At 35.5% G+C, this 21,334-nt stretch carries 18 protein-coding genes; 6 read left to right on the top strand and 12 right to left on the bottom strand.

The features are described 5' to 3' along the window. Positions 1-4 precede the first annotated feature (4 nt). Together AABL87_RS04960 and AABL87_RS04955 are read left to right on the top strand one after the other, a co-directional pair. Complete coding sequence (locus AABL87_RS04960) at positions 5-754, top strand: SDR family NAD(P)-dependent oxidoreductase (protein WP_341277033.1); 750 nt, start codon at positions 5-7, stop codon at positions 752-754. A 72-nt stretch (positions 755-826) separates the two neighbouring features. Next, positions 827-1,477 carry a WG repeat-containing protein gene (locus AABL87_RS04955; protein ID WP_006257467.1) on the top strand — a complete coding sequence of 217 codons (651 nt, stop codon included), beginning with the start codon at positions 827-829 and terminating at the stop codon, positions 1,475-1,477. Positions 1,478-1,649: 172 nt separating this feature from the next. Here AABL87_RS04955 and AABL87_RS04950 read toward each other — a convergent pair whose 3' ends face one another. Next, the gene (locus AABL87_RS04950) at positions 1,650-3,527 is read right to left on the bottom strand and encodes a TonB-dependent receptor plug domain-containing protein (RefSeq protein WP_341277032.1); all 1,878 of its coding nucleotides are present in this window, start codon (positions 3,525-3,527) and stop codon (positions 1,650-1,652) included. Between the two features lie 244 nt (positions 3,528-3,771). Between AABL87_RS04950 and AABL87_RS04945 the strand changes: the two genes are divergently transcribed. Next, positions 3,772-5,295, top strand: a complete 1,524-nt coding sequence (locus AABL87_RS04945) for a L,D-transpeptidase family protein (protein WP_071307197.1) — start codon at positions 3,772-3,774, stop codon at positions 5,293-5,295. 62 nt (positions 5,296-5,357) lie between these two features. Here AABL87_RS04945 and AABL87_RS04940 read toward each other — a convergent pair whose 3' ends face one another. Further along, a complete protein-coding gene (locus AABL87_RS04940) occupies positions 5,358-6,101 on the bottom strand; it encodes a murein L,D-transpeptidase catalytic domain family protein (RefSeq protein ID WP_006257472.1) in 744 nt (247 codons plus the stop codon). Positions 6,102-6,293: 192 nt separating this feature from the next. On the opposite strand from AABL87_RS04940, the gene gpmI reads away from it, so the two are divergent. Then, entirely contained in the window at positions 6,294-7,811 is a 1,518-nt protein-coding gene (gene gpmI / locus AABL87_RS04935) for a 2,3-bisphosphoglycerate-independent phosphoglycerate mutase (protein WP_025125738.1), read from the top strand. A 52-nt stretch (positions 7,812-7,863) separates the two neighbouring features. Here the strand turns inward: gpmI and AABL87_RS04930 are convergent, their stop codons facing one another. Continuing rightward, entirely contained in the window at positions 7,864-8,442 is a 579-nt protein-coding gene (locus tag AABL87_RS04930) for a Crp/Fnr family transcriptional regulator (RefSeq protein WP_006257474.1), read from the bottom strand. 94 nt (positions 8,443-8,536) lie between these two features. After that, positions 8,537-9,727 (bottom strand): pyridoxal phosphate-dependent aminotransferase, encoded by a 1,191-nt coding sequence (locus AABL87_RS04925; RefSeq protein ID WP_006262731.1) that lies wholly within the window; start codon positions 9,725-9,727, stop codon positions 8,537-8,539. A 114-nt stretch (positions 9,728-9,841) separates the two neighbouring features. Between AABL87_RS04925 and rsmG the strand changes: the two genes are divergently transcribed. Then, positions 9,842-10,471: a 16S rRNA (guanine(527)-N(7))-methyltransferase RsmG gene (gene rsmG, locus AABL87_RS04920; RefSeq protein WP_006262730.1), complete on the top strand. Its 630-nt coding sequence runs from the start codon at positions 9,842-9,844 to the stop codon at positions 10,469-10,471. A gap of 36 nt (positions 10,472-10,507) precedes the next feature. Here rsmG and AABL87_RS04915 read toward each other — a convergent pair whose 3' ends face one another. From AABL87_RS04915 to map, 8 genes are all read right to left on the bottom strand, one after another. Continuing rightward, positions 10,508-11,380, bottom strand: coding sequence for a universal stress protein (locus AABL87_RS04915; protein ID WP_006257477.1), 873 nt, complete (start codon positions 11,378-11,380; stop codon positions 10,508-10,510). A 2-nt stretch (positions 11,381-11,382) separates the two neighbouring features. Continuing rightward, positions 11,383-12,972, bottom strand: a complete 1,590-nt coding sequence (locus tag AABL87_RS04910; protein ID WP_006262729.1) for a BCCT family transporter — start codon at positions 12,970-12,972, stop codon at positions 11,383-11,385. Positions 12,973-13,339: 367 nt separating this feature from the next. After that, positions 13,340-14,965, bottom strand: a complete 1,626-nt coding sequence (gene pruA, locus AABL87_RS04905) for an L-glutamate gamma-semialdehyde dehydrogenase (RefSeq protein WP_006257480.1) — start codon at positions 14,963-14,965, stop codon at positions 13,340-13,342. A gap of 774 nt (positions 14,966-15,739) precedes the next feature. Further along, positions 15,740-16,135, bottom strand: coding sequence for a Co2+/Mg2+ efflux protein ApaG (gene apaG / locus AABL87_RS04900; protein WP_006262728.1), 396 nt, complete (start codon positions 16,133-16,135; stop codon positions 15,740-15,742). A 52-nt stretch (positions 16,136-16,187) separates the two neighbouring features. Beyond that, positions 16,188-17,438 (bottom strand): type IX secretion system plug protein, encoded by a 1,251-nt coding sequence (locus AABL87_RS04895; RefSeq protein ID WP_006266255.1) that lies wholly within the window; start codon positions 17,436-17,438, stop codon positions 16,188-16,190. Between the two features lie 15 nt (positions 17,439-17,453). Further along, on the bottom strand, positions 17,454-18,134 hold the full coding sequence (gene hxpB / locus AABL87_RS04890; protein ID WP_016650118.1) for a hexitol phosphatase HxpB: 681 nt from the start codon (positions 18,132-18,134) through the stop codon (positions 17,454-17,456). Between the two features lie 108 nt (positions 18,135-18,242). Further along, entirely contained in the window at positions 18,243-19,007 is a 765-nt protein-coding gene (locus AABL87_RS04885; RefSeq protein WP_286417951.1) for a class I SAM-dependent methyltransferase, read from the bottom strand. A 16-nt stretch (positions 19,008-19,023) separates the two neighbouring features. Further along, entirely contained in the window at positions 19,024-19,842 is an 819-nt protein-coding gene (gene map, locus AABL87_RS04880; protein ID WP_006257485.1) for a type I methionyl aminopeptidase, read from the bottom strand. A 142-nt stretch (positions 19,843-19,984) separates the two neighbouring features. On the opposite strand from map, the gene AABL87_RS04875 reads away from it, so the two are divergent. Continuing rightward, entirely contained in the window at positions 19,985-21,256 is a 1,272-nt protein-coding gene (locus AABL87_RS04875) for an acetyl-CoA hydrolase/transferase family protein (protein WP_006262726.1), read from the top strand. Positions 21,257-21,334 lie beyond the last annotated feature (78 nt).

Raw genomic sequence — 21,334 nt, 5'->3', positions numbered from 1 at the left:
AGATATGAAAACAGCATTCATTACAGGAGCGACATCAGGTATAGGAAAAGCAACAGCGCAAGCCTTAGCTGCTAATCACAGACTAATCTTGTGTGGGAGAAATAAAGAGAACTTAGCTGCCATAGAGCGTGAACTAGCAGAGCAGACAGAAGTGCTAACACTAACCTTCGATGTGAGTGATAAAGAAGCTACCTTTAAGGCAATAGCCTCTCTTCCGACTGCATGGCAAGATATAGATGTGCTAATCAATAACGCTGGGAATGCTCATGGATTAGCTACTTTCCAAGAAGCTTCTCTAGAGGACTTAGAAGCTATGATAGATATCAATGTAAAGGGAATAATCTATGTGACCAAAGCTATTGTTCCTCTTATGATCAAAAGACAATATGGACATATCGTCAATCTATCTTCTATCGCAGGGAAAGAGTCATACCAAAACGGTACAATCTACTGCGCTTCTAAGGCTGCTGTAGAGGCATTCTCTAAAGGACTTAGATATGATTTATTATCAGATGGAATTAAGGTAACTAATGTAGCTCCTGGGGCAGTAGAAACAGACTTCTCCCTAATCCGATTTAAAGGAGATAGCGATAGAGCGGCAAAAGTATATGAAGGGTATACTCCATTAGTAGCAGAAGATATAGCGAATGCTATAGCTTATATCGTCAACCAACCTGAACATGTACAAATAGCTGATATTACAGTATTTCCGAAGGCTCAAGCTGGTGCAACAACCATTCATAAAAAATTGTAAAAATTATCATATTAATCATCCCAAAACTAATACATTTGCAGAGGAATTACAGTATGTTAATCTTCTATTAGAATGAAACAAATCTTAGCAATAAGTCTCTTATTAGGGCTGAGTTGCACATCTAGTTGGGCTTATAAAAGTACCTACTCACACATCAATGTACAGTTAGAGGAAAGTGTAAAACTAGACACCGTCTATCTCGACTTAAAAAATGATCCAGACTTTAAGTTTCAAAACAACTTAAGATGGTATCAAGATAAGAAGTTGGAATTGTTTGGAATCAAAACCAATAAGAATGAAATCTTCATCGAGCCTCTTTTCTATCAAATAGAATCTTTTATAGAAGGAATATCTATCGTGTCTATGGACAACTTCCAAGGCGCAATAAATGATAAAGGAGAAGTGATTATTCCTTTTGCTTATGAAGAACTACAGACGAGTAGTGAGTACAAAATAGCCTTCTTAGAAGGTGGTAAATGGGGATTCTTCAACACAGAAGGTAAAAAGATTATCTCTGCTCAATATGATTATGTAGGAAGCTACTCTGATGGATTAGCATTAGCTTCTAAAGACCAATTGTTTGGTTATATCGATCACAAAGGAAGAGTAGTCATTCCTTTTCAATATGACTACGCTAGTAACTTCGAAGATGGACAAGCGCAAGTAGAACTAAAGTTTGAATCATTTACGATTGATAAAAAAGGAACTAAGGTATCTTATTAAAATAAAAAACGGTAAGCTGTACAAGGCTTACCGTTTTTATATACTAGAATTTCATAGCAAAAAAGCGTATTCTAAGTATTTGTAATAATTGATTCATACTATTGAAACTACCCCCCACGATAATCAAAACAGTACTTAGTCATCTGAAAACTCCAACTAACCAATTTATATATTAAAGTCCATTAAACTTCACTCCTAACATAAACCATCTACCAGGCATAGGTACTGCACCTGCCTCTATATAAGTAGTATCAAATATATTCTGAGCATCTAGATAGATACTATATTTCTTTAGATTATAGTTGATTCTTATATCTGTAATCCAGTAATTCTTATAACTAATACGCTCGTTAAAACGATTAGCTAGTGTAGCACTAAGCTTATTATAAGTATAATTAACTGTTCCGACTAACTGATGTCTTAAACTCTCTATCGCATACTTAGAGATCTTATCTTCTCCTTTATTCTCCACTTTAGGAGATAAATAAGTATATGATAATCCTAAATCCCAATAAGACTTCTCTGATCCTACTTTATACTTTAATGCTGTATTAAATCCTTTAGTCTTATTCTTAGAAGCATTATATGGCTGATATGGCACTGTCGTATCTACTCTTATCCAATCGATAAAGTCATCAATATCTCTATAAAAAGCAAAAGCCTCTGCTCTAAATCCTTTATTGACATACTTCCCTCCTAATTCTATCTGATAAGCTTTTTCTGGTAATAGATCAGGATTACCTATATTACCAGGGCGTTGATCTAAATACAAATCTGTAAAAGAAGGTATTCTACTTGCTGTACCAGCATTAAACATCGCTTTCCAATGTTCATTAAAGGTATAACTAGCGTCTATCCCTGGGAAAACTTCCCATCCATACTTCGTATTATAATTAACATAAGCCCCTAGATTTACATCTAATCGATCAAAGAACTCACGCTGTATCTCAGCGTACAATCCGTAGTTACTCTTACTGTGATCCCCAATATTAGTTGAGTTAATCTCTTCATACCTCATCTCTCCTCCAAAAGATATCTTACCAAAATCTGCTAAGTACTCTCCTCTAATATTACTAGTAATCGCATGTGAGTAATGACGGCTACGTGCCTTACTTAACTCATGTCTGAAGTAACGATAATCATCAAAGTTATATCTGTAAGCTACACTGGGCATTAATGTAAAACGGTCAGTTAAATAATGACGTGAACTCAGATTTAGCATTGATGTAGATACTACTTCTTTTGACTCTTTATCTCCAGGAGCTGCGTAGAATCCATTTGCTCCAAAAGAACTTCTAGCATGACCTGCAAGTACCATAATAGCATTATTCTCATTAGGGGTATAGTTCCCTTGATAGAAGATTTTATTGTTATTAAAAGCAGTGTTATAACGAGTACCATTACCTGAGTCATGGCTACCGAATAACATATGATTATCTTTTTTGCGTACAAGTGTACCTCCTAATTGAATACCTCGGTTATTAAATAACTCTCCATGATCGCCTTCTTTATCTTTCTTTAAGCTACTTCCGATATACGTATTAGCAAAAAGACCATCTTTTTTAGGGTTCTTCGTTACGATATTCACTACTCCTGTCAGGCTGTTCACACCATATAGACGAGCAGAAGGTCCGCGTACTATTTCTATACGTTCAATCGCTTCTAAAGGAATTGGTACATTAAGGCTATTATGGCCTGTCTGTGGATCCGAAATCTTCTGTCCGTTTAATAACAATACATTCTGCTCAAAGCTACCTCCGTCAATACTAAAGTCTGATTGAGTTCCAAATGGCCCTCTCTGACGAATATCAACACCAGTAGCATAAGTCAACAACTCATTAATAGACGACACAGGTAATTGTTTTATCTGTTCTTGATTAATAAATGTAATATTTCTATTCTTCAACGAACTTGGCAATTGTAATCGTTGATTATAGATTACTATTTCTTCTATTTTATCTTCAAGGGTATTTTCTGTCTTAGTTTGTCCTTGTGATTGCACTGTAAAAAGAGTACTTAACAAGGCTAAAATGACATAATTATTCTTCATTTCAGGTAGTTTATTTGTGCAAAACTATTCTTATTCCTCTCTTCTATACTAGTCCACTTTTAAAATAACAACTAGTCCGGCCTACAGTACTCCAAAACGAGGTTTATAGAACATTTTAAGAATAAACAATAAATTATTCACTATATTATATTAAATTCGCAGTATAATATATAAAAACATGAAACATTTAATCTTCAGTTTTTTGAGTATACTTGTCCTTACTTCTTGTAAAAAGGCAAATACTATGGCAGAAACTTTGATTCTCAATGATACCATCAAGGTAGACCCTATGGAGGATCAAATAAAGGTACACGTAGATAGTGCATCTATAGTTAGTCTTCCAAAGGATATCCAAAAGTTCTATGTAGAGAACCTATACCAAATCGGTTGGGGAAGAACAAGTAACCGAGAACAACTTCTAAAAGTACTTGACGAAGCATATTTAGATGGAATCAATAACTCAAAGTACAATACTGAAAAAGTTCATCAATTTCACAAAGATTATCAAAGGCTATCAAACCTAGATAAAATACAAGCAGATTTTCTGTTCACTAAAGCATTTTTTAATGCGAGTAAAGACTTGTATAATGGTGTACAAAATCCTAGAAGATTATACAATGACTGGGATATGTTTCCAAAAGAACTAAATACAGCTGCTACAATGCAACTCGCTTTAAGTAGAGGAACAATACAGACGACCTTTGATAGTTTAAGATCACCTCATAAAATATATGTCAATCTAAAAAATAAACTATCAAACCTATATCAACTGAATCAAGATACAATCAAAGCTGTGACAGCTAAGTATAAGTTAAATGATACAGTACCTGAGCTAGTGAATATTAAAAAACATTTAAACTTCTTGAGTTATTACCCTGATAGCCTATCAAAGGACTTTATCAATAACGAAGGAGTCGTAACTGCTTTAAAACAAGTTCAAAAAAATAGTAAACTAGTCGAGAACGGTGTTGCTGATAAGAAAACAATAGAGGCCATCCTAAAAGAAGAAGCTACTGTAAAAGAAAAGCTAGTAGTCAATCTAGAACGTTGGAGATGGTTCCCAAGAGATTTAGGTGATAACTATATCTTAATCAATATAGCTGATTATAGTTTAGTTGCGGTGAAGTCTGGTGATACTGTAAAACAACACAAGGTAATCGTAGGTACGACAGGTCGTAAAACGCCTATACTGAGCTCAGTTCTAAAGACAATTGTGATCAATCCAACATGGACAGTTCCTCCTACCATTCTAAAGAATGACTTAACACCTAAAGCTAGTGCTAACTTAAGTTACTTCTCTAATGCTAGATTTACAATCTACGATAAGAGCACAGGCAAAGTAGTAGCTCCAGAAAACTGGGATTCTAGCAAAGCTTCTTCTTATAGATATGTACAGAAAGCCGGTGTAGGTAACACATTAGGTCGTATTAAATTTATGTTTGATAACAATCACGCAGTGTACTTACATGACACTCCTAATAAAGCTAACTTTAATAGAGCTCAGAGAAGTTTAAGTTCTGGATGTATACGTGTAGAAGATCCTTTTGACTTAGCACAGTTTGTATTTGATATTCAACAGAACGAGATTACTCAAGAAGAGATAAAAAAGATTCTTGATTCTCAAAACACTAAAAATATCACAACTAGTAAAGAAGCTGTACACATCCATCAATTATACTGGACTATCCAAGTAGCTAACGATGGTAAGATAACTCAGTTTAGAGATGTCTATAAATTCGACAATGACTTATATACTAAGCTACAATAATAAAAAAACACCCATTAAGAATAAAATCTTAATGGGTGTTTTTCTTTATATAAAAGGTCTTACTAAACAAATTTTGACTTTAACTCATACTGATTACTTGGATAATAAATAAACAATAGAGATTTGTCTTTAATCATTTCTATTAAATCATCATTTACTTCTACAGGCACAGCTGGGCAACCATAACTACGTCCCAACTTCCCTTGAGCGCGTACTAAATCAGGTGAAGCATAATCCGCTCCATGGATTACAATCGCTCTTTCTCTAGCTTTATCATTAATCCCTGCTTCCAATCCATCTAATCTAAGAGAGAATCCATTTCTTCCGTTATACGTCTCTCCTGTAGTATAAAATCCTAAGCTACTCATATGTGAGTTCACACGATTAGAAAACGTAGTTGCGTATTCTTCTCCTGTCTTCTTGCCATGTGCTACAAGTGATTGTAACAGAACAGCATTCTCTTTCATATCTATCACCCATAGACGAGGCTTAGCTGACGATAAACTAAAGTCAACGATAGTCAACTTCTCATTCTTAATCTTACCTGTTTCTAGCATTTTATAATACCCTTTCAGTGCAGCAGTATATACTGCTCTAGCAGGAGCATTATAATGATTTAATTCTAAACTAGAATACAAACTCTTAGCCGTACTTTCAAAACTATATTCTTCAGAATCCACTGTGTTATCTACAGTTTTTTCAATCACATTTGTATATTCATTCGACGTTGGTAAAGTATTACTTCCTACTACATTCCCAAAAAATGCCATTGAGGCAAATAACCAATAAAAATTCTTTTGTTTCATATAACCTTCTCATTTATAGTCTTTAATTCTAATTTTAGAAACGTAAATTTAAAAAAAATATTATACGACCAAAGGAATTTTTAATAATAAAAGTATTTAATGCCATTATTTCAAGAATCAAACATTGCCTTTTTTGAATAAGTATGCGTAAATTTGTATAACACAACTAATAATATTTAAAGTTTCACTATTATGAATAAGAAAGTAATATTAATGATTCTAGATGGCTGGGGACAGACTCAAGATCCTAAAGTATCAGCTATCGAGCACGCAAATACGCCATTTATAGACAGTCTATATACTAAATATCCTAATACATTTGTACTTACTGATGGACTAAATGTAGGTCTTCCAAAAGGGCAAATGGGTAACTCTGAAGTAGGACACATGAATCTTGGGGCAGGTAGAATCGTCTATCAAGACCTTGTAAAAATAAATATGGCAGTAGAAGATAACACTATTGCTAAAGAGCCTGCATTACAAGCAGCATTCGAATACGCTAAAACAAACAATAAAAAAGTACACTTCTTAGGACTGCTATCTGATGGTGGAGTACACTCTCATGAGCAACATTTATATGGTCTAGTAGATGCAGCATCAGCTGCAGGAGTATCAGATATCTGTATTCACGCTTTTACAGATGGACGAGATGTAGATCCTAAATCGGGTGCAAATCACGTACAACAACTACAAGACAGACTGAGCTTATCTACTGCTAAACTAGCTTCTGTAATCGGAAGATACTATGCAATGGATAGAGACCAGCGTTGGGAAAGAGTAGCAAAGGCTTACCATCTGTTAGTAAACGGTACAGGTATTCACTCTACTGATGCAGTAAAAAGCATTGAAGCAAGTTATTTAAATAATGTGACTGATGAGTTTATTGAGCCTATTGTAATGGTTGATGAAAACAATCAGCCGATAGGAAAGATTGAAAATGACGATGTAGTGATCTTCTTTAACTTTAGAACGGATAGAGGAAGAGAACTAACACGTGTATTATCTCAAGAAGATCATTCAGATCATGACATGAAGAAACTTGACTTGTACTTTGTAACGCTTACGAACTACGATGATACTTATAAGAATGTACATGTAGTATATGATAAAGAGAACTTACACAATACATTAGGTGAGGTTTTAGAAAAACATGGCAAAAAACAAATACGTATTGCTGAGACAGAAAAATATCCACACGTGACTTTCTTCTTCTCTGGAGGTAGAGAACTTCCATTCGATGGAGAACAACGTATCTTATGTCCTTCTCCTAAGGTAGCTACTTATGACCTTAAACCTGAGATGAGTGCTTATGACCTTAAAGATGCACTTATCCCTGAATTGAAAAAAGGTGAAGCAGACTTCGTATGTCTAAACTTTGCTAACGGCGATATGGTAGGACATACTGGTGTAATGGAAGCAGCTATTAAAGCTTGTGAGGCAGTAGACCAATGCGTAAAAGAAGTAATCACAACTGCTCTTGATAATGGATACACTACGATAGTATTAGCAGACCATGGTAACTGTGAGGTAATGATCAACCCTGATGGTACTCCTAACACAGCACATACTACTAATCCTGTGCCGATCATTATCGTAGACAATGATATCAAAGAGGTAAAGGATGGAGTGTTAGGAGACTTAGCTCCTACTATTCTTAAACTAATAGGTATACCTCAACCTGAAGAAATGACTAGACATTCTCTAGTGTAATATACAAAAAAGCCACTCGATGAGTGGCTTTTCTATTTTATATCATAGACATTTACTTTCCTGTAAGCATCTTTTTCTTCATTTTACTAAAAAACTCAGGAGTAACCCCTAAATAAGAAGCTATCTGCTTCTGTGGCAGACAATACTTAATCTCAGGGAAACGCTCTAAAAAGCGCGTATAACGCTCTTCTGCAGGTAGTGATAAGTTGTCCATCAGTCGTTGTTGTGTAGCCACTAGTGACCTCTCTATAAGAACTCTGAAATAACGTTCTATCTTAGGTACTCTATCAAACAAAGCTAACTGATGATCTCTACTCAAAGTCATTACTATCGCATCTTCTACTACTTCTAAATAAGAGTTACCAGGTTTTTGAGATAAATAACTATACATATCAGCTATCCACCATCCTGATGCTGCAAAGCTAACAGTATGTTCTACTGCTTGATCATCTAGACAATAGTTTCGTACGATACCCGAAACGACAAAAGTAGAATTAATACATACTTCTCCTGCACTTAACAGCTTTGTTTTAGCAGGGTAACGAGTTACAGTAAATGACTCTAATATAATCTGTTGTTCCTCTTTAGTCAGAGAAACATGTTTAGCAAAACTCTGTAATAATATATCCACGATAATGAACTTTTATAAAGTATAAAAATAAGAAATAATGCTCATGATAACTAAAAAAAGCCTTATTTCTAAGGCTTTTTTTAACTATTATAACTTACGCTAATGCTTCTTTAATTCTTTTGAATGCTTCGATCAACTGATCTTCACTAGTCGCATACGACATACGTATACAATCAGGATTCCCGAATGCCACTCCTGTTACAGTAGCTACGTGTGCTTTCTCTAACAGATACATAGATAGATCATCCGCATTATTAATCTTTACACCTTGAAGTGTCTTTCCAAAGAAAGAAGATATGTCTGGGAATACATAGAACGCTCCTTCAGGTATATTAATCTTAACTCCTGGAATCTCTTTTAATAACCCTACTACTAGATCTCTTCTATTCTTAAATGCCGCAACCATATCTTTTAATACGCTAGGGTCAGCCTCTACAGCAGTAATAGTAGCTCGTTGTGCAATACTATTAGCACCAGACGTTACTTGTCCTTGCATCTTAGTACATGCCTTAGCGATAAATTCAGGGGCACCGATATATCCGATACGATATCCTGTCATCGCAAATGCCTTCGCAATACCGTTTACAGTAATCGTACGGTCAATTAAATTACCGATAGTTCCGATACTGCAGTAATTACCTGTAAAGTTGATATGTTCATATATCTCATCTGATAAGATAAAGATATTTGGATATTTCTCTAATACTTTAGCTATAGCTTCGAATTCCTCTTTACTATACACAGAACCACTAGGATTACATGGAGAGCAGAACCATATCATCTTCGTCTTAGGAGTGATAGCTGCTTCTAATTGTTCAGGAGTAATTTTAAAGTCACTCTCTATACTAGTAGGCACTTCTACAGGAGTACCCTCAGCCATCTTCACGATCTCAGCATAACTCACCCAGTATGGAGCAGGAATTACTACCTCATCACCAGGGTTGATCATGACATGAGCTACATTGTATAACGATTGTTTAGCACCAGTAGATACAACGATCTGACTCGGTGAATAATTTAAATTATTATCTCTCTTAAACTTATTGCTTATTGCCTCTCTTAGTTCTTTATATCCTTCTACAGGAGGATACTTACTATAGTTATCTTTTACAGCCTGAATAGCAGCTTCTTTGATAAACTCAGGAGCATTAAAATCTGGCTCACCTAGACTCAAACTAATTACGTCTACGCCTTGTTCTTTTAACTCTCTTGCTTTCGCAGCCATTGCTAAGGTCTGTGAAGTAGTCAAATTGTTTATTCTATTAGATAGAAGTTGGTTGCTCATCTTATTGTGATTTTAATGAAACTTAATCCCAAAGGTAATTATTATATCTCTATTAATCTGTGTTATCTTTTATTTATTCACGATAAAAAGCCTACTTTTGTCAAAATTTACGACATGGAACAAATCTTAAAATATTTCCCTAATTTAACTCCTGAACAGATTGCTCAATTTGAGAAATTGGAAGAAGTATATACGGATTGGAATGCTAAAATTAACGTTATTTCACGTAAGGATATACATGAGCTATATACGAAGCATGTATTACATTCACTAGGTATCGCTAAGGTTATGGAGTTCCTTCCTGGAGCTAATATACTAGATGTAGGTACTGGTGGAGGTTTCCCTGGTATTCCTTTAGCTATCTTATATCCAGAAACTAACTTTTACCTAATCGACATTATCGCGAAGAAGATACGCGTAGTTAATGAAGTAGTAAAAGCGCTAGACTTAAAGAACGTTAAAGCAGAACAAAAACGTGCCGAAACTATAGACGAGAAGTTTGACTTCATCGTAAGTAGAGCTGTTACGAATATGCCTGACTTCGTAGAGTGGATTAGACACAAAACGAAGAAAGAAAACAAGCATGAGTTTGACAATGGTATATTATACCTAAAAGGGGGCGACTTAACAGAAGAGCTTAAAGATTTCCCTAAAGCTGTTCAGTTTGACCTGACTAATATCTTCTCAGATGAATTCTTTGAAACGAAAAAAGTGGTGTACTTACCCTTAAAATATAAAGGATAAAAAGAAAGGGCTGTCTTATAGACGGCCCTTCTTCTTTTATTTACTGTGCTTAACGAATAATAAGCAAGTATTCGTATTTCTGTGTAGTAAATGATTCGCCACACTACCTAAGAATATCTCTTTAAATCCTGTAGTACCCTTCACTCCCAGTATCAGCATATCCGCCTTTTTACTACGCGCATAAGCGATCAAGGAAGCTGATATGTTGCGTTCACCAGCAGGAACAATATCTATATCAGAATAAGTAGCGTACTTCTTATTCCATTTCTCTTGTTTTTCTTTGATATCATCCTTCGTTACTTTCTCTAATTCTCTATTCGTCATCGTAGGGTAGAATCCCATATAAGACTTAGAGATATGTACCGCAGAATGCTCTATCTTCTGTCCCTTCGAATTATTCTTAAAACGATCTGCCCACATCATAATATCACTCGTATATCGAGAGAAGTCTATCGCATCAATTACTGTTGTGATTGGCACTTTAAACGTATCTGGTACTAATAATAATGCTGAAGGGAATATACGTACCAACTTATCAGCTAGTGCCCCAGTACCTTCTAGTTCCTGTTTATTACCTAGTACCATCAGATCATACGAAGATTTCTTAGCTATATTCATAAAAGCAATCTCTGTATAACTCTCTACCGATACCAAGATTTCGAAATCATAACTCACTCCTGCTTCTGTGAAATACTGAGTAAGCTTATTCTTTATCTTCTCCTTAATAACAACAATGCTCTCTGGTTTAAGTAATTCCTTAGGTAACTCACCTACTTTAAGGTTGTGCACATACGTTACCTTATTTATATCTAAAATCTGGTCTAGCACTTGCATATATTGCAACAGATATTGATCCATTGTAGACAAGTCTAAACCAACTATTATATCTAATTTTTTATTTTTATCCATCCTTATTTGCTTTGTGGTTCATCTAATAGTTCTGCTATAATCTCTTTATAGCTCTTTTCTTCTTTTGACTTAGCCTTCTTAGACGATTTAGCTAACTCTTCTTTTAACCCTTTTTGTAAACTATAACACATCACCAGCAATATCACTGCAAAAGGCAGTCCTGTAATAATAACTGCTGTCTGTAAGGCATCCAGTCCTCCTCCCCATAATAATACGATAGCAATAATCCCTTGTGCAAAAGACCAAAAGACTCTCTGCCACACAGGAGACTCTCCATTACTACCTGAGGTAATATTATCTACAACTAATGAACCTGAATCAGAAGAGGTAATAAAGAAAGAGAAAATCAGAATAATCGCCACAATAGAAAGGAACTTAGTAAAAGGGAAGTTCTCTAAGAAGACAAATAATGCTGTAGACACATCAGCTTTAACTGCTGCTATCATCGTCACATCACCTGATAAAATAGTGTGCAATGCACTACCTCCGAAGACATTCATCCATAATAAGGTAATCAACCCTGGTACAATCAATACCCCTAATACAAACTCTTTCACGGTACGTCCTTTAGAGATACGAGCAATAAAACTTCCTACAAAAGGAGACCATGCAATCCACCAAGCCCAATAGAATATAGTCCAGACATTCTGCCAGCCAGAACCTAAGTAAGTATCATTCCATGTACTTATATCAATAAAATTAGCTAAGTACGCTCCTGTATTCTCAACATACCCTTTCATGATAAATAGAGTCGGCCCAAGAATAAAGATTAGCAACATAAAACTGGCTGCGATATACATATTGGCATTACTAAGTATCTTAACTCCTTTATCTAATCCTGAAAAAACAGAAATAGTAGCGATACCAATCACAAACAGAATAATCCCTGCTTGCATCATAGGACTTATCTCCCAACCATATAAATACTCTAAACCAGCTGTAATCTGTATTACCCCTAATCCTAAAGATGTAGATAATCCAAACACTGTAGCTAAAGCCGATAATATATCGATTATGTGTCCCCACCAGCCATGTATTTTCTCTCCCCAGAATGGGTAAAAAAGAGATCTAAAGGTCATAGGTAACTTTCTATTAAATCCAAAAAAGGCTAAAGCTAATCCAACCATCGCATAAATACCCCAAGCGTGTAATCCCCAGTGCAAACTCGTAAATTGCATAGCTTGTACAGCAGCTTCTATGTCTGTATCTACTGGTCTAGGCGTATTAAAGAAATGAGATACAGGCTCAGCAATACTAAAGAACATAATACCGATCCCCATACCTGTACTAAACAGCATGGCAAACCAAGATGCCTTAGTAAACTCTGGTTCTGCATCATCCCCTCCTAACCGTATCTTACCGAACTTACTAAAAGCAAGGTAGATAGCAAATATTAAAATAACATTCACTGTCACGACAAAGAACCAACCAAAGTTAGAAGTTACCGCTAATTGGGCAGCAGGAAACCAAACCCCTACCTTTTCAGGAAAAAGGACACAGGTTAAGATTAAAGCTACTATTAATAATATTGAAGTGATAAAAACAGGTGGATTAATCACCAAGTTTTTGTTATCAAGTAATTTTTTAAACATGAGTTATACTATTTAAATTAATAATTATAACCCAGTACTTTAAAGATAAAAAAGGATCATTTTTCAGTAATCGAAAAATAATAAAAGCAAAAAGATAATAGTTTTTACTCAGTCGTTTTATAAGTGTTATTGGTAAATAGTGTTCTCTTAAAAACGATCCTAATAAAAAGGGACTTTTTTCTGTATTCGAAAAAAGATAAAAGCAAAATAGATAGTGTATTCTTACTTAGTAGTATATCCTGAATGACTCTTATCATGTCATTCTTCATCGGTTATACATTCCCAATAAAAAGCACTGAATTGTATTCTAGTGTAAATTAAAAAAGGCGGTCAACTCTTTTGCAACCGCCTTTTTATTATAATTTGATTATCCTAAGAAAGGATATTTATAATCAGTTGCAGGAACGAAAGTTTCTTTAATCGTTCTTGGTGATACCCAACGAAGTAGGTTAAGGATAGAACCCGCTTTATCATTAGTACCAGAAGCTCTAGCCCCACCGAATGGTTGTTGTCCTACTACAGCACCTGTTGGTTTATCATTGATATAGAAGTTACCAGCACAGTTTACTAATGCTTCTGTAGCCTCTACGATAGCATAACGACATCCAGAGAAGATAGCTCCTGTTAATGCATAGATAGAAGTCTCATCCACTAATTTTAATGTTTCAGACCATTTAGCATCTTCGTATACATAGATAGTTAATACAGGACCGAATAGTTCTGTTTCCATCGTTGCATACTTAGGATTAGTAGTTAAGATAACTGTTGGTTCGATAAAGTAACCAATAGATTTATCATATTTACCTCCTAAGATAACTTCTGCGTCAGCATCAGCTTTTGCTTGATCGATAGCTTTCGCTAATTTGTCAAATGAAGCTTCTGTAATCACAGACGAAACATAGTTACTTGGATCTTCTGGAGAACCCATTTTAATAGTAGCTAAATCAGCAGTCATATATTCTTTCACTTGATTCCATAATGAAGCTGGAACATAAGCTCTAGATGCTGCAGAACATTTTTGTCCTTGGTATTCAAAAGCACCTCTTGTAAGAGCTACTGCTACCTCTTTAGGACAAGCTGATGGATGAGCTACAACGAAGTCTTTACCACCTGTCTCTCCTACGATACGTGGGTAAGTTTTGTATTTATCGATGTTTTGACCGATTTGAGCCCACATACTGTTAAATACTCCTGTAGATCCTGTGAAGTGGATACCAGCGAAGTCAGGACTTGCTAATAACGTATCAGTGATCATTCCAGAGTTACCATATACTACGTTGATAACACCATCAGGTAAACCTGCAGCTTTAAACACCTCTACGATTACTCTAGCAGAGTAGATTTGAGTTGCAGCTGGTTTCCATACCACTACATTCCCCATCATAGCAGGAGCAGAAGGTAAGTTACCAGAGATAGCTGTAAAGTTAAAAGGAGTGATCGCATAGATAAATCCTTCTAATGGACGGTGCTCTAATCTGTTCCATACTCCATCTACAGAAGCTGGTTGTTCAGAATAGATCTGAGTCATATACTCTACGTTGAAACGTAAGAAGTCAATAAACTCACATGCAGAGTCAATCTCAGCTTGGTGTAATGTTTTTGCTTGAGCGATCATCGTAGCAGCATTGATCTTAGCACGGTAAGGACCAGCTAATAATTCAGCAGCTTTTAAGAAGATAGATGCTCTGTGTTCCCATGGCATTGCAGCCCATTTTTTTCTAGCTTCTAAAGCAGTAGCAATAGCTTTCTCTACTAACGCTTTATCAGCTTCGTGGTAAACACCTAATTTATGTTTGTGATCAAATGGAGGGAACAAATCTTTTGTATTTCCTGTTCTGATTTCTTCTCCACCAATGTATAATGGAATATCAACTGTTGTGTTGTATTGCTCTTTGAACGAGTTCAAAGTCAATTCTCTTTCTTTTGTTCCTGGTGCATAAGACTTAACTGGCTCATTGAACGCAGTTGGAACTTGATAGAATCCTTTTGACATATTACGCGTATTATTTATATAATTTCTAAATGAATAAGCACAAATATAACGAAAAAAAATGAAACCACTTTTCTCTAAAGCCCTAAAAACATCTCCTTAACGATTTCAAAACATTGACTATCAATAGTATTTTTGCCTCACTACATTCTTCTAACTACCTGTTATACTTAACTCTGAATACAAACCTATGTGCGATTAATAATTAGTTTTTACAATCACGCCAGAAGTAAATCAAAATATTTTTATGTAAATGAATCACAACCCATTAATATTCTTTAGAAAAAATAAAAAGCAAGTACCAAATCTATTTCAATTCAGCATGTATTGATCCACCACAGATAATTTTGTACTGATTTGCTAGGGGATTGCTTGCAGGTTTCTTGCACCTTTCTTCGAGAAAAACGCCTTCTGGGCAAGGAAAGCCCAAGAAAACTCCTAGGAACCCCCTAAGAAGTGCAAGGAAAGAGTTATTATCTCATTCATAAATAGCAATCGAGATCAACACTCCTACATTAGTTTAAAAATTTCAACAGCTACTTATGCTTTAGCCCATATATGCATATTGATATCGCGTTAAAACAATACCATAAGACTCTTATAGAATAAGATATTAAAACAACTAAATACCTCCTCTATCCTATTCACCATTTCTCACTATTACCTTACCACCTTTAACTTATAAAAAAACCACCTTTATGTAATTGCATAAAGGTGGTTGAAGCATTTTATTTTTAGTATACTAGCCACTCTATAAGAGTGCGTTCTTTATTATTTCTAATTCAATACGAAAGGGGCTACTAGCTTAAAGTTTGGGATTTCTACATTAAAATAAGTTTGGTTCGCTAGATTAAGTACCTCATAGAATCCCTGCATAGCTCCCATAGATGAATTTAAAACACATCCACTACTATATGTATATTTGGTACCAGGCTCTATGATAGGTTGCTCACCTACTACACCCTCTCCTTTTACTATCTGTACACTATTCAGCGCATCATATATCTCCCATAGTCGTCCTTTCACCTGGATATAATCAGTAGAGTTATTTTCAATTGTTATTTTATATGAAAAAGCATAGCATATCTTTTTTGATTTAAAAAAATTGCCTTCATATTCAGTATTTACAGATATTTTTATTCCCTTCGTCGTTTGTGAAATCATCTTTTCCATCTTAATAATTTACTATAAAAAACACATTGAATTCTTCGTTTTATCACAGTGTCTAATACACTATGTTCTCTGCACTTGCCTCACCTATACCAATTACTCTATCGTGTAAATCATTATTACCACGATAATAAACTAAAACTTGGTAGCGATTCGTTGTCATTGCATAGTTCCCATCTGGTGCAATGCTTGGATCAACAACACCATTTCGAACTGCTGTATAACTAAAATTAGTAAAACCTTGTTTCACTAAAATGATTTGTTCATAATATCCCTTCTCTTCGTTATACGTCATTTTGTTAGCAGGTACTAAGGCATAATCATTAAATAATCCTGTCACATAATAATCTATTCCTTTCTGTACATCCTCCTCTGGACGATAACTGAAATATACCCAACTATACTCCGCTTCTATATTCGGGTTTCTCCCATTGATATTTCTAGGATAGAAACTTCCATTAATATCAGGAAAATAGGTATATCCTTTACTTTTTCGGCTCTCGTTTGTATACAGATACGTGTTATAAATACCATTATCCGTAGTTACAGAACCGATCATATTATTCACTTGCTTAATATCACTATTGTCAAAGTTTAAGAACTGATTCCCTGCCCAGAATTGAGTCTCATTCTCGTACTTATAGATAAGGTCATTACCCATCGTGTACTGAGGCTTAATATTCGTCAGATAAGAGTCCCATCTCCCATTCTGAAAGATCGCTATCTTTATATTCTGAACTGGATTCTGGTATAACGCATCTCCTAATAACACACTAAACTCTACATTCTGTTTCGTCTCTATGACATCCAGGTTTCTAGTACGCTTAATCTGAATCGGTACATTGACCAAGCTCTCATATAAGACGAACTTCCTTCTAATTACTACTTCGTCGTCTTCATTATAAATTTCCAATACATAATTACCACTCTTCAATATTCTATAACGTTGAGCAGGAAGCGTCAATCGATAGTTCGTATAATTCTGCAAAGTATTAAACGAGTTTTCATACGTCATAATACGCTGTCTATCTAATCCATCTATATACTCGATCTGTTTTAATTTCGATGGAGTCCAGTCATAGTTATAAGCCTTAACTCGATAGAAATAATTACTATCATCTCCATATAAGTCATCAAAAGCAAGCGTAAACTGATCCCCTATTTGAAAGAACGGCGTTACAGCTCTATTATTACTCATAAACCCTACTGACTTAATATAATCAGCAGTATAGTTCTGTGGAGATTGTGCCAATACGCACCCTACCCAAAGAAAAAAAAGAATAATAGACCAAACCTTATTTCGCATAATGACCATTTTAAACTAAACCGTTACTTCGTGCAAAAAAGATACAATATTTTCGTTTAAAAATATCATACTTTTCAATTTAAAGTCAGCAATATCAAATCTTTCTTGTTCATACTGTAAATGATCAGGTATGGCTACCACAGTCATCCCTGCATTTTTACCAGCTGTAGCTCCTGTGAACGAGTCCTCTACTACTAGACACTCTCTAGGCTCACTCCCTAGGTTATGAGCTGCTCTTAAATACACATCTGGTGCAGGCTTACCGTGTTCTACATGATCTACAGAAACTATGGTTTGGAAGTAATCACGAATACCTAATCTCTTTAAAACAGTATTAATCAAAGATTCTGGAGAATTAGTAGCAAGACCTATCTTCACTTTTCTCTCTTTTAGAAAATTCAATGTCTGAATTACCCCTTCTTTTATTTCTCCTTCTGTACTAATTAACTCATCGACTCTATCAATCACCATTTGCTCCACCTCTTCAATACTCTTTCCTTCCCATGGAAACAGGCTATACCACAGCTCGGTCACTGCTCTAGTCGTTTTGCCTTGTGTTTGGATCGCAATCTCTTCATCCCAAGTAGCCCCCATAGAAGTAAACACCTCTTGTTCTGCTTGTTGCCAAAAGCCCTCTGAGTCTATTAAAACTCCATCCATATCAAAAAGTACAGTAGTAATCAATGTATTCTTCATAATCTTTCTAAATAAATACGAAGATACACAATAGGATATAGATAGGGTAGCCCTTATAAGGATACTTTAACTAATTCTCTAATCGAGCAATTAAATATTATGATTACTCTACTTAAAACAAACTGGGATAATCTCACCCTCTGCTAGACAGTATTTAGTTACTTCCTCTGAAGTAAGTTTATGAATAAAGTCTTCTTCTACTACAGTGAAGCCGATCGCTCTTAACTTATCAAAATAATCACGTCCGTATACACGTACATGATCGTATTGACCAAAGATAAGTGTGCGCTCTTTAGGATCTGTTATAGTATCATCCTGAAAAGTAGTTTCTCTAGACATATCTTGTGGGATTTGGAAGATTCCCATACCTCCAGGCTTAAGAATGCGATACAGTTCCTGCATGGCTTTCGTATCATCTGGAATATGTTCTAAGACATGATTACACAAAATCATATCAAAACTATTATCCTCAAAAGGTAAGTTACAAATATCCGCCTTCACATCTGCCAAAGGAGATTCTAGATCGGTAGTTGTATAATCTAAATTAGGTTGTTTTTTAAAGCGTTTATAAAACGCCTGCTCAGGTGCGAAGTGCAATACTTTTTTAGGAGTACTAAAGAAGTCGGTCTCGCGCTGAAGATAAAGCCATAATAGGCGGTGTCTCTCTAGTGAAAGTGTACTAGGAGAAAGGACATTATTGCGTTGCTTCGCATATCCATAAGGCAAGAAAGTCTTGAAACTTTTACCATCAATAGGATCTGTATACACATCCCCTTTTAGGTACCATGCCATCATAGGTCGAACAACGTAACTCAACCGAATTAATATCGGTCGAGGCACAATGTTCAATATTGTTTTGAATAACTTCTTCATTAATAGAAATGAGTAATTACAGAACTAATGGTTTAGCTCTAAACTCATCTTCTTCATTACTAGTGATACCTAATGCTTGATAGATATATTGGTAAGTAGATAACAATTCTGGTTTACCATTTACTAATGCTACATCGTGTTCGAAGTGAGCAGAAGGTTTTCCGTCACGAGTCACGATAGTCCATCCGTCATTCAGTTGTTTGATATTACGAGTACCTAAGTTAATCATAGGCTCGATAGCTACCACCATACCTTCTACGAACTTCTTACCTTTACCAGGCTTACCGTAGTTAGGCATTTCTGGAGATTCGTGCATCTTACGTCCTAGTCCATGACCTACTAGCTCACGTACTACCGTATACCCTTCTTTCTCACAGTAGCGTTGGATAGCACTACCAACATCTTCTACTCTATTTCCTAATTTGAATTCTCTAATACCTACGTATAAAGATTCTTTTGTAATCTGTAATAACTTTTTAGTAGCTGGATCTACATCACCTATCTCGAATGTATAAGCGTGATCTCCATAAAAACCATTCATCACTGTTCCACAGTCCACAGATACGATATCTCCTTCTTCTAAAGGACGATCTGTAGGTAATCCGTGTACAATCTGATCATTCACACTTGTCAACAAGGTAGAAGGACAACCATAAAGGCCTTTAAATCCTGGTACTGCTCCGTGATCTCTAATAAATTCTTCAGCTTTTGCATCAAGCTCTAAAGTCGTTACTCCTGGTTTTAGCTCTGTAGCTATCATACCTAATGTTTTAGAAACAAGCAATGCGCTTTGTCTCATCAACTCGATTTCTTCAAGAGTTTTTGGAATTATCATACCTTAAAATTTTATATCCTACAAAATTACACTATTACAGTTAATGAAAAAAATGATTAGCCACACTTTTTACTTGCCTTATAAAGACTAATGCTTTACTTTTAAGGAAACATTTGTCTAAATACACAAAATTACACACAAAATGAATTACACAACAGCACAAGAAGCAGCTAAGCTGATCAAGTCAGGTGACAGAGTTTATGTACACGCAGTAGCTTGTACACCTAATCACATCATTGATGCTATTGTAGAAAGATCGTCCGAATTAAGAAATGTAGAGTTCTGTCACATACATACTTTAGGCAAAGCCCCTTATGCTGATCCAAAATATAGAGAAAGTTTCTTTGTGAATTCTTTCTTTACTGGTGGTAACGTTAGACACACTATACGAGAAGGTAATGGTACTTATACTCCCGTATTCCTAAGTGAGCTACCGATGCTGTTTGACAGTGGTCTTGTTCCCTTAGACGTGGCATTAATACAAGTTTCTCCTCCTGATGAGAACGGCTTTTGTACGTTAGGAACTTCTGTAGTTGCTGCACAAGCGGCTATTCGCACTGCCAAGATAGTTATAGCACAGGTCAATAAATTCATGCCTCGCACTTTTGGAGATGCGCTAGTACACATCTCTAAGATTAATACATTAGTACAGCATGATACACCACTTCTGACAGAATACAGTTCTGACTTTAGTGAGGTAGAAGATAAAATAGGACAATACATTGCTTCTATGATAGAAGATGGTAGTACCTTACAGATGGGGATTGGTTCTATACCTGATGCCGTTCTTCAAAAACTGAAAGGGCATAAGAACCTAGGATTACACACAGAAATGTTTGCAGATGGTGTTGTTGATTTAATTGAAGCAGGAGCCTTAAACTGTTCTCAACAAACTACTTCTAATGGCAAAGCTATCTCTACTTTCTTTATCGGAACGGAGAGGCTATATAACTATGTAGACAACAATCCATTCTTTGAACTTAGAGAATGTTCATATACGAACGATCCATTCGTGATCCGTCAGAATCCTAAGATGATAGCGATTAACTCTGCTGTAGAAATAGATGTTACAGGACAAATATGTGCAGATTCTATCGGAGCGAATATCTACTCTGGTGTAGGCGGACAAGTTGACTTTATGAGAGGTGCTACGCTAAGTAAAGGAGGAAAAGCTATCATAGCACTTTCTGCTACTACTAAAAAAGGAGGAAACAAAATAGTTCCATTCCTTAAACAAGGAGCAGGAGTGGTAACATCTCGTGCACATGCTCAATACATCGTTACAGAATATGGAGTAGCTGACCTAAGAGGTAAATCTATTATAGATAGAGTACACGCTCTTGCTAATATTGCTCATCCAGATTTTAGAGAAGATATTTTAAGAGAATACTTTGACAATACTAGAAACAAATAACTGACATTTATAGATGTACGCTATTCTTAACCTACATTAAGCAGTGGAAATCAGCCTATAACGTATCTTTGTAGTATT

The sequence above is a fragment of the Myroides sp. C4067 genome (genome assembly GCF_038039665.1).
Taxonomy (GTDB): Bacteria; Bacteroidota; Bacteroidia; order Flavobacteriales; family Flavobacteriaceae; genus Flavobacterium; species Flavobacterium odoratimimum.
Note: the sequence above shows the minus strand (reverse complement) of the source record. Positions and strands in the feature narration are given on the sequence as shown.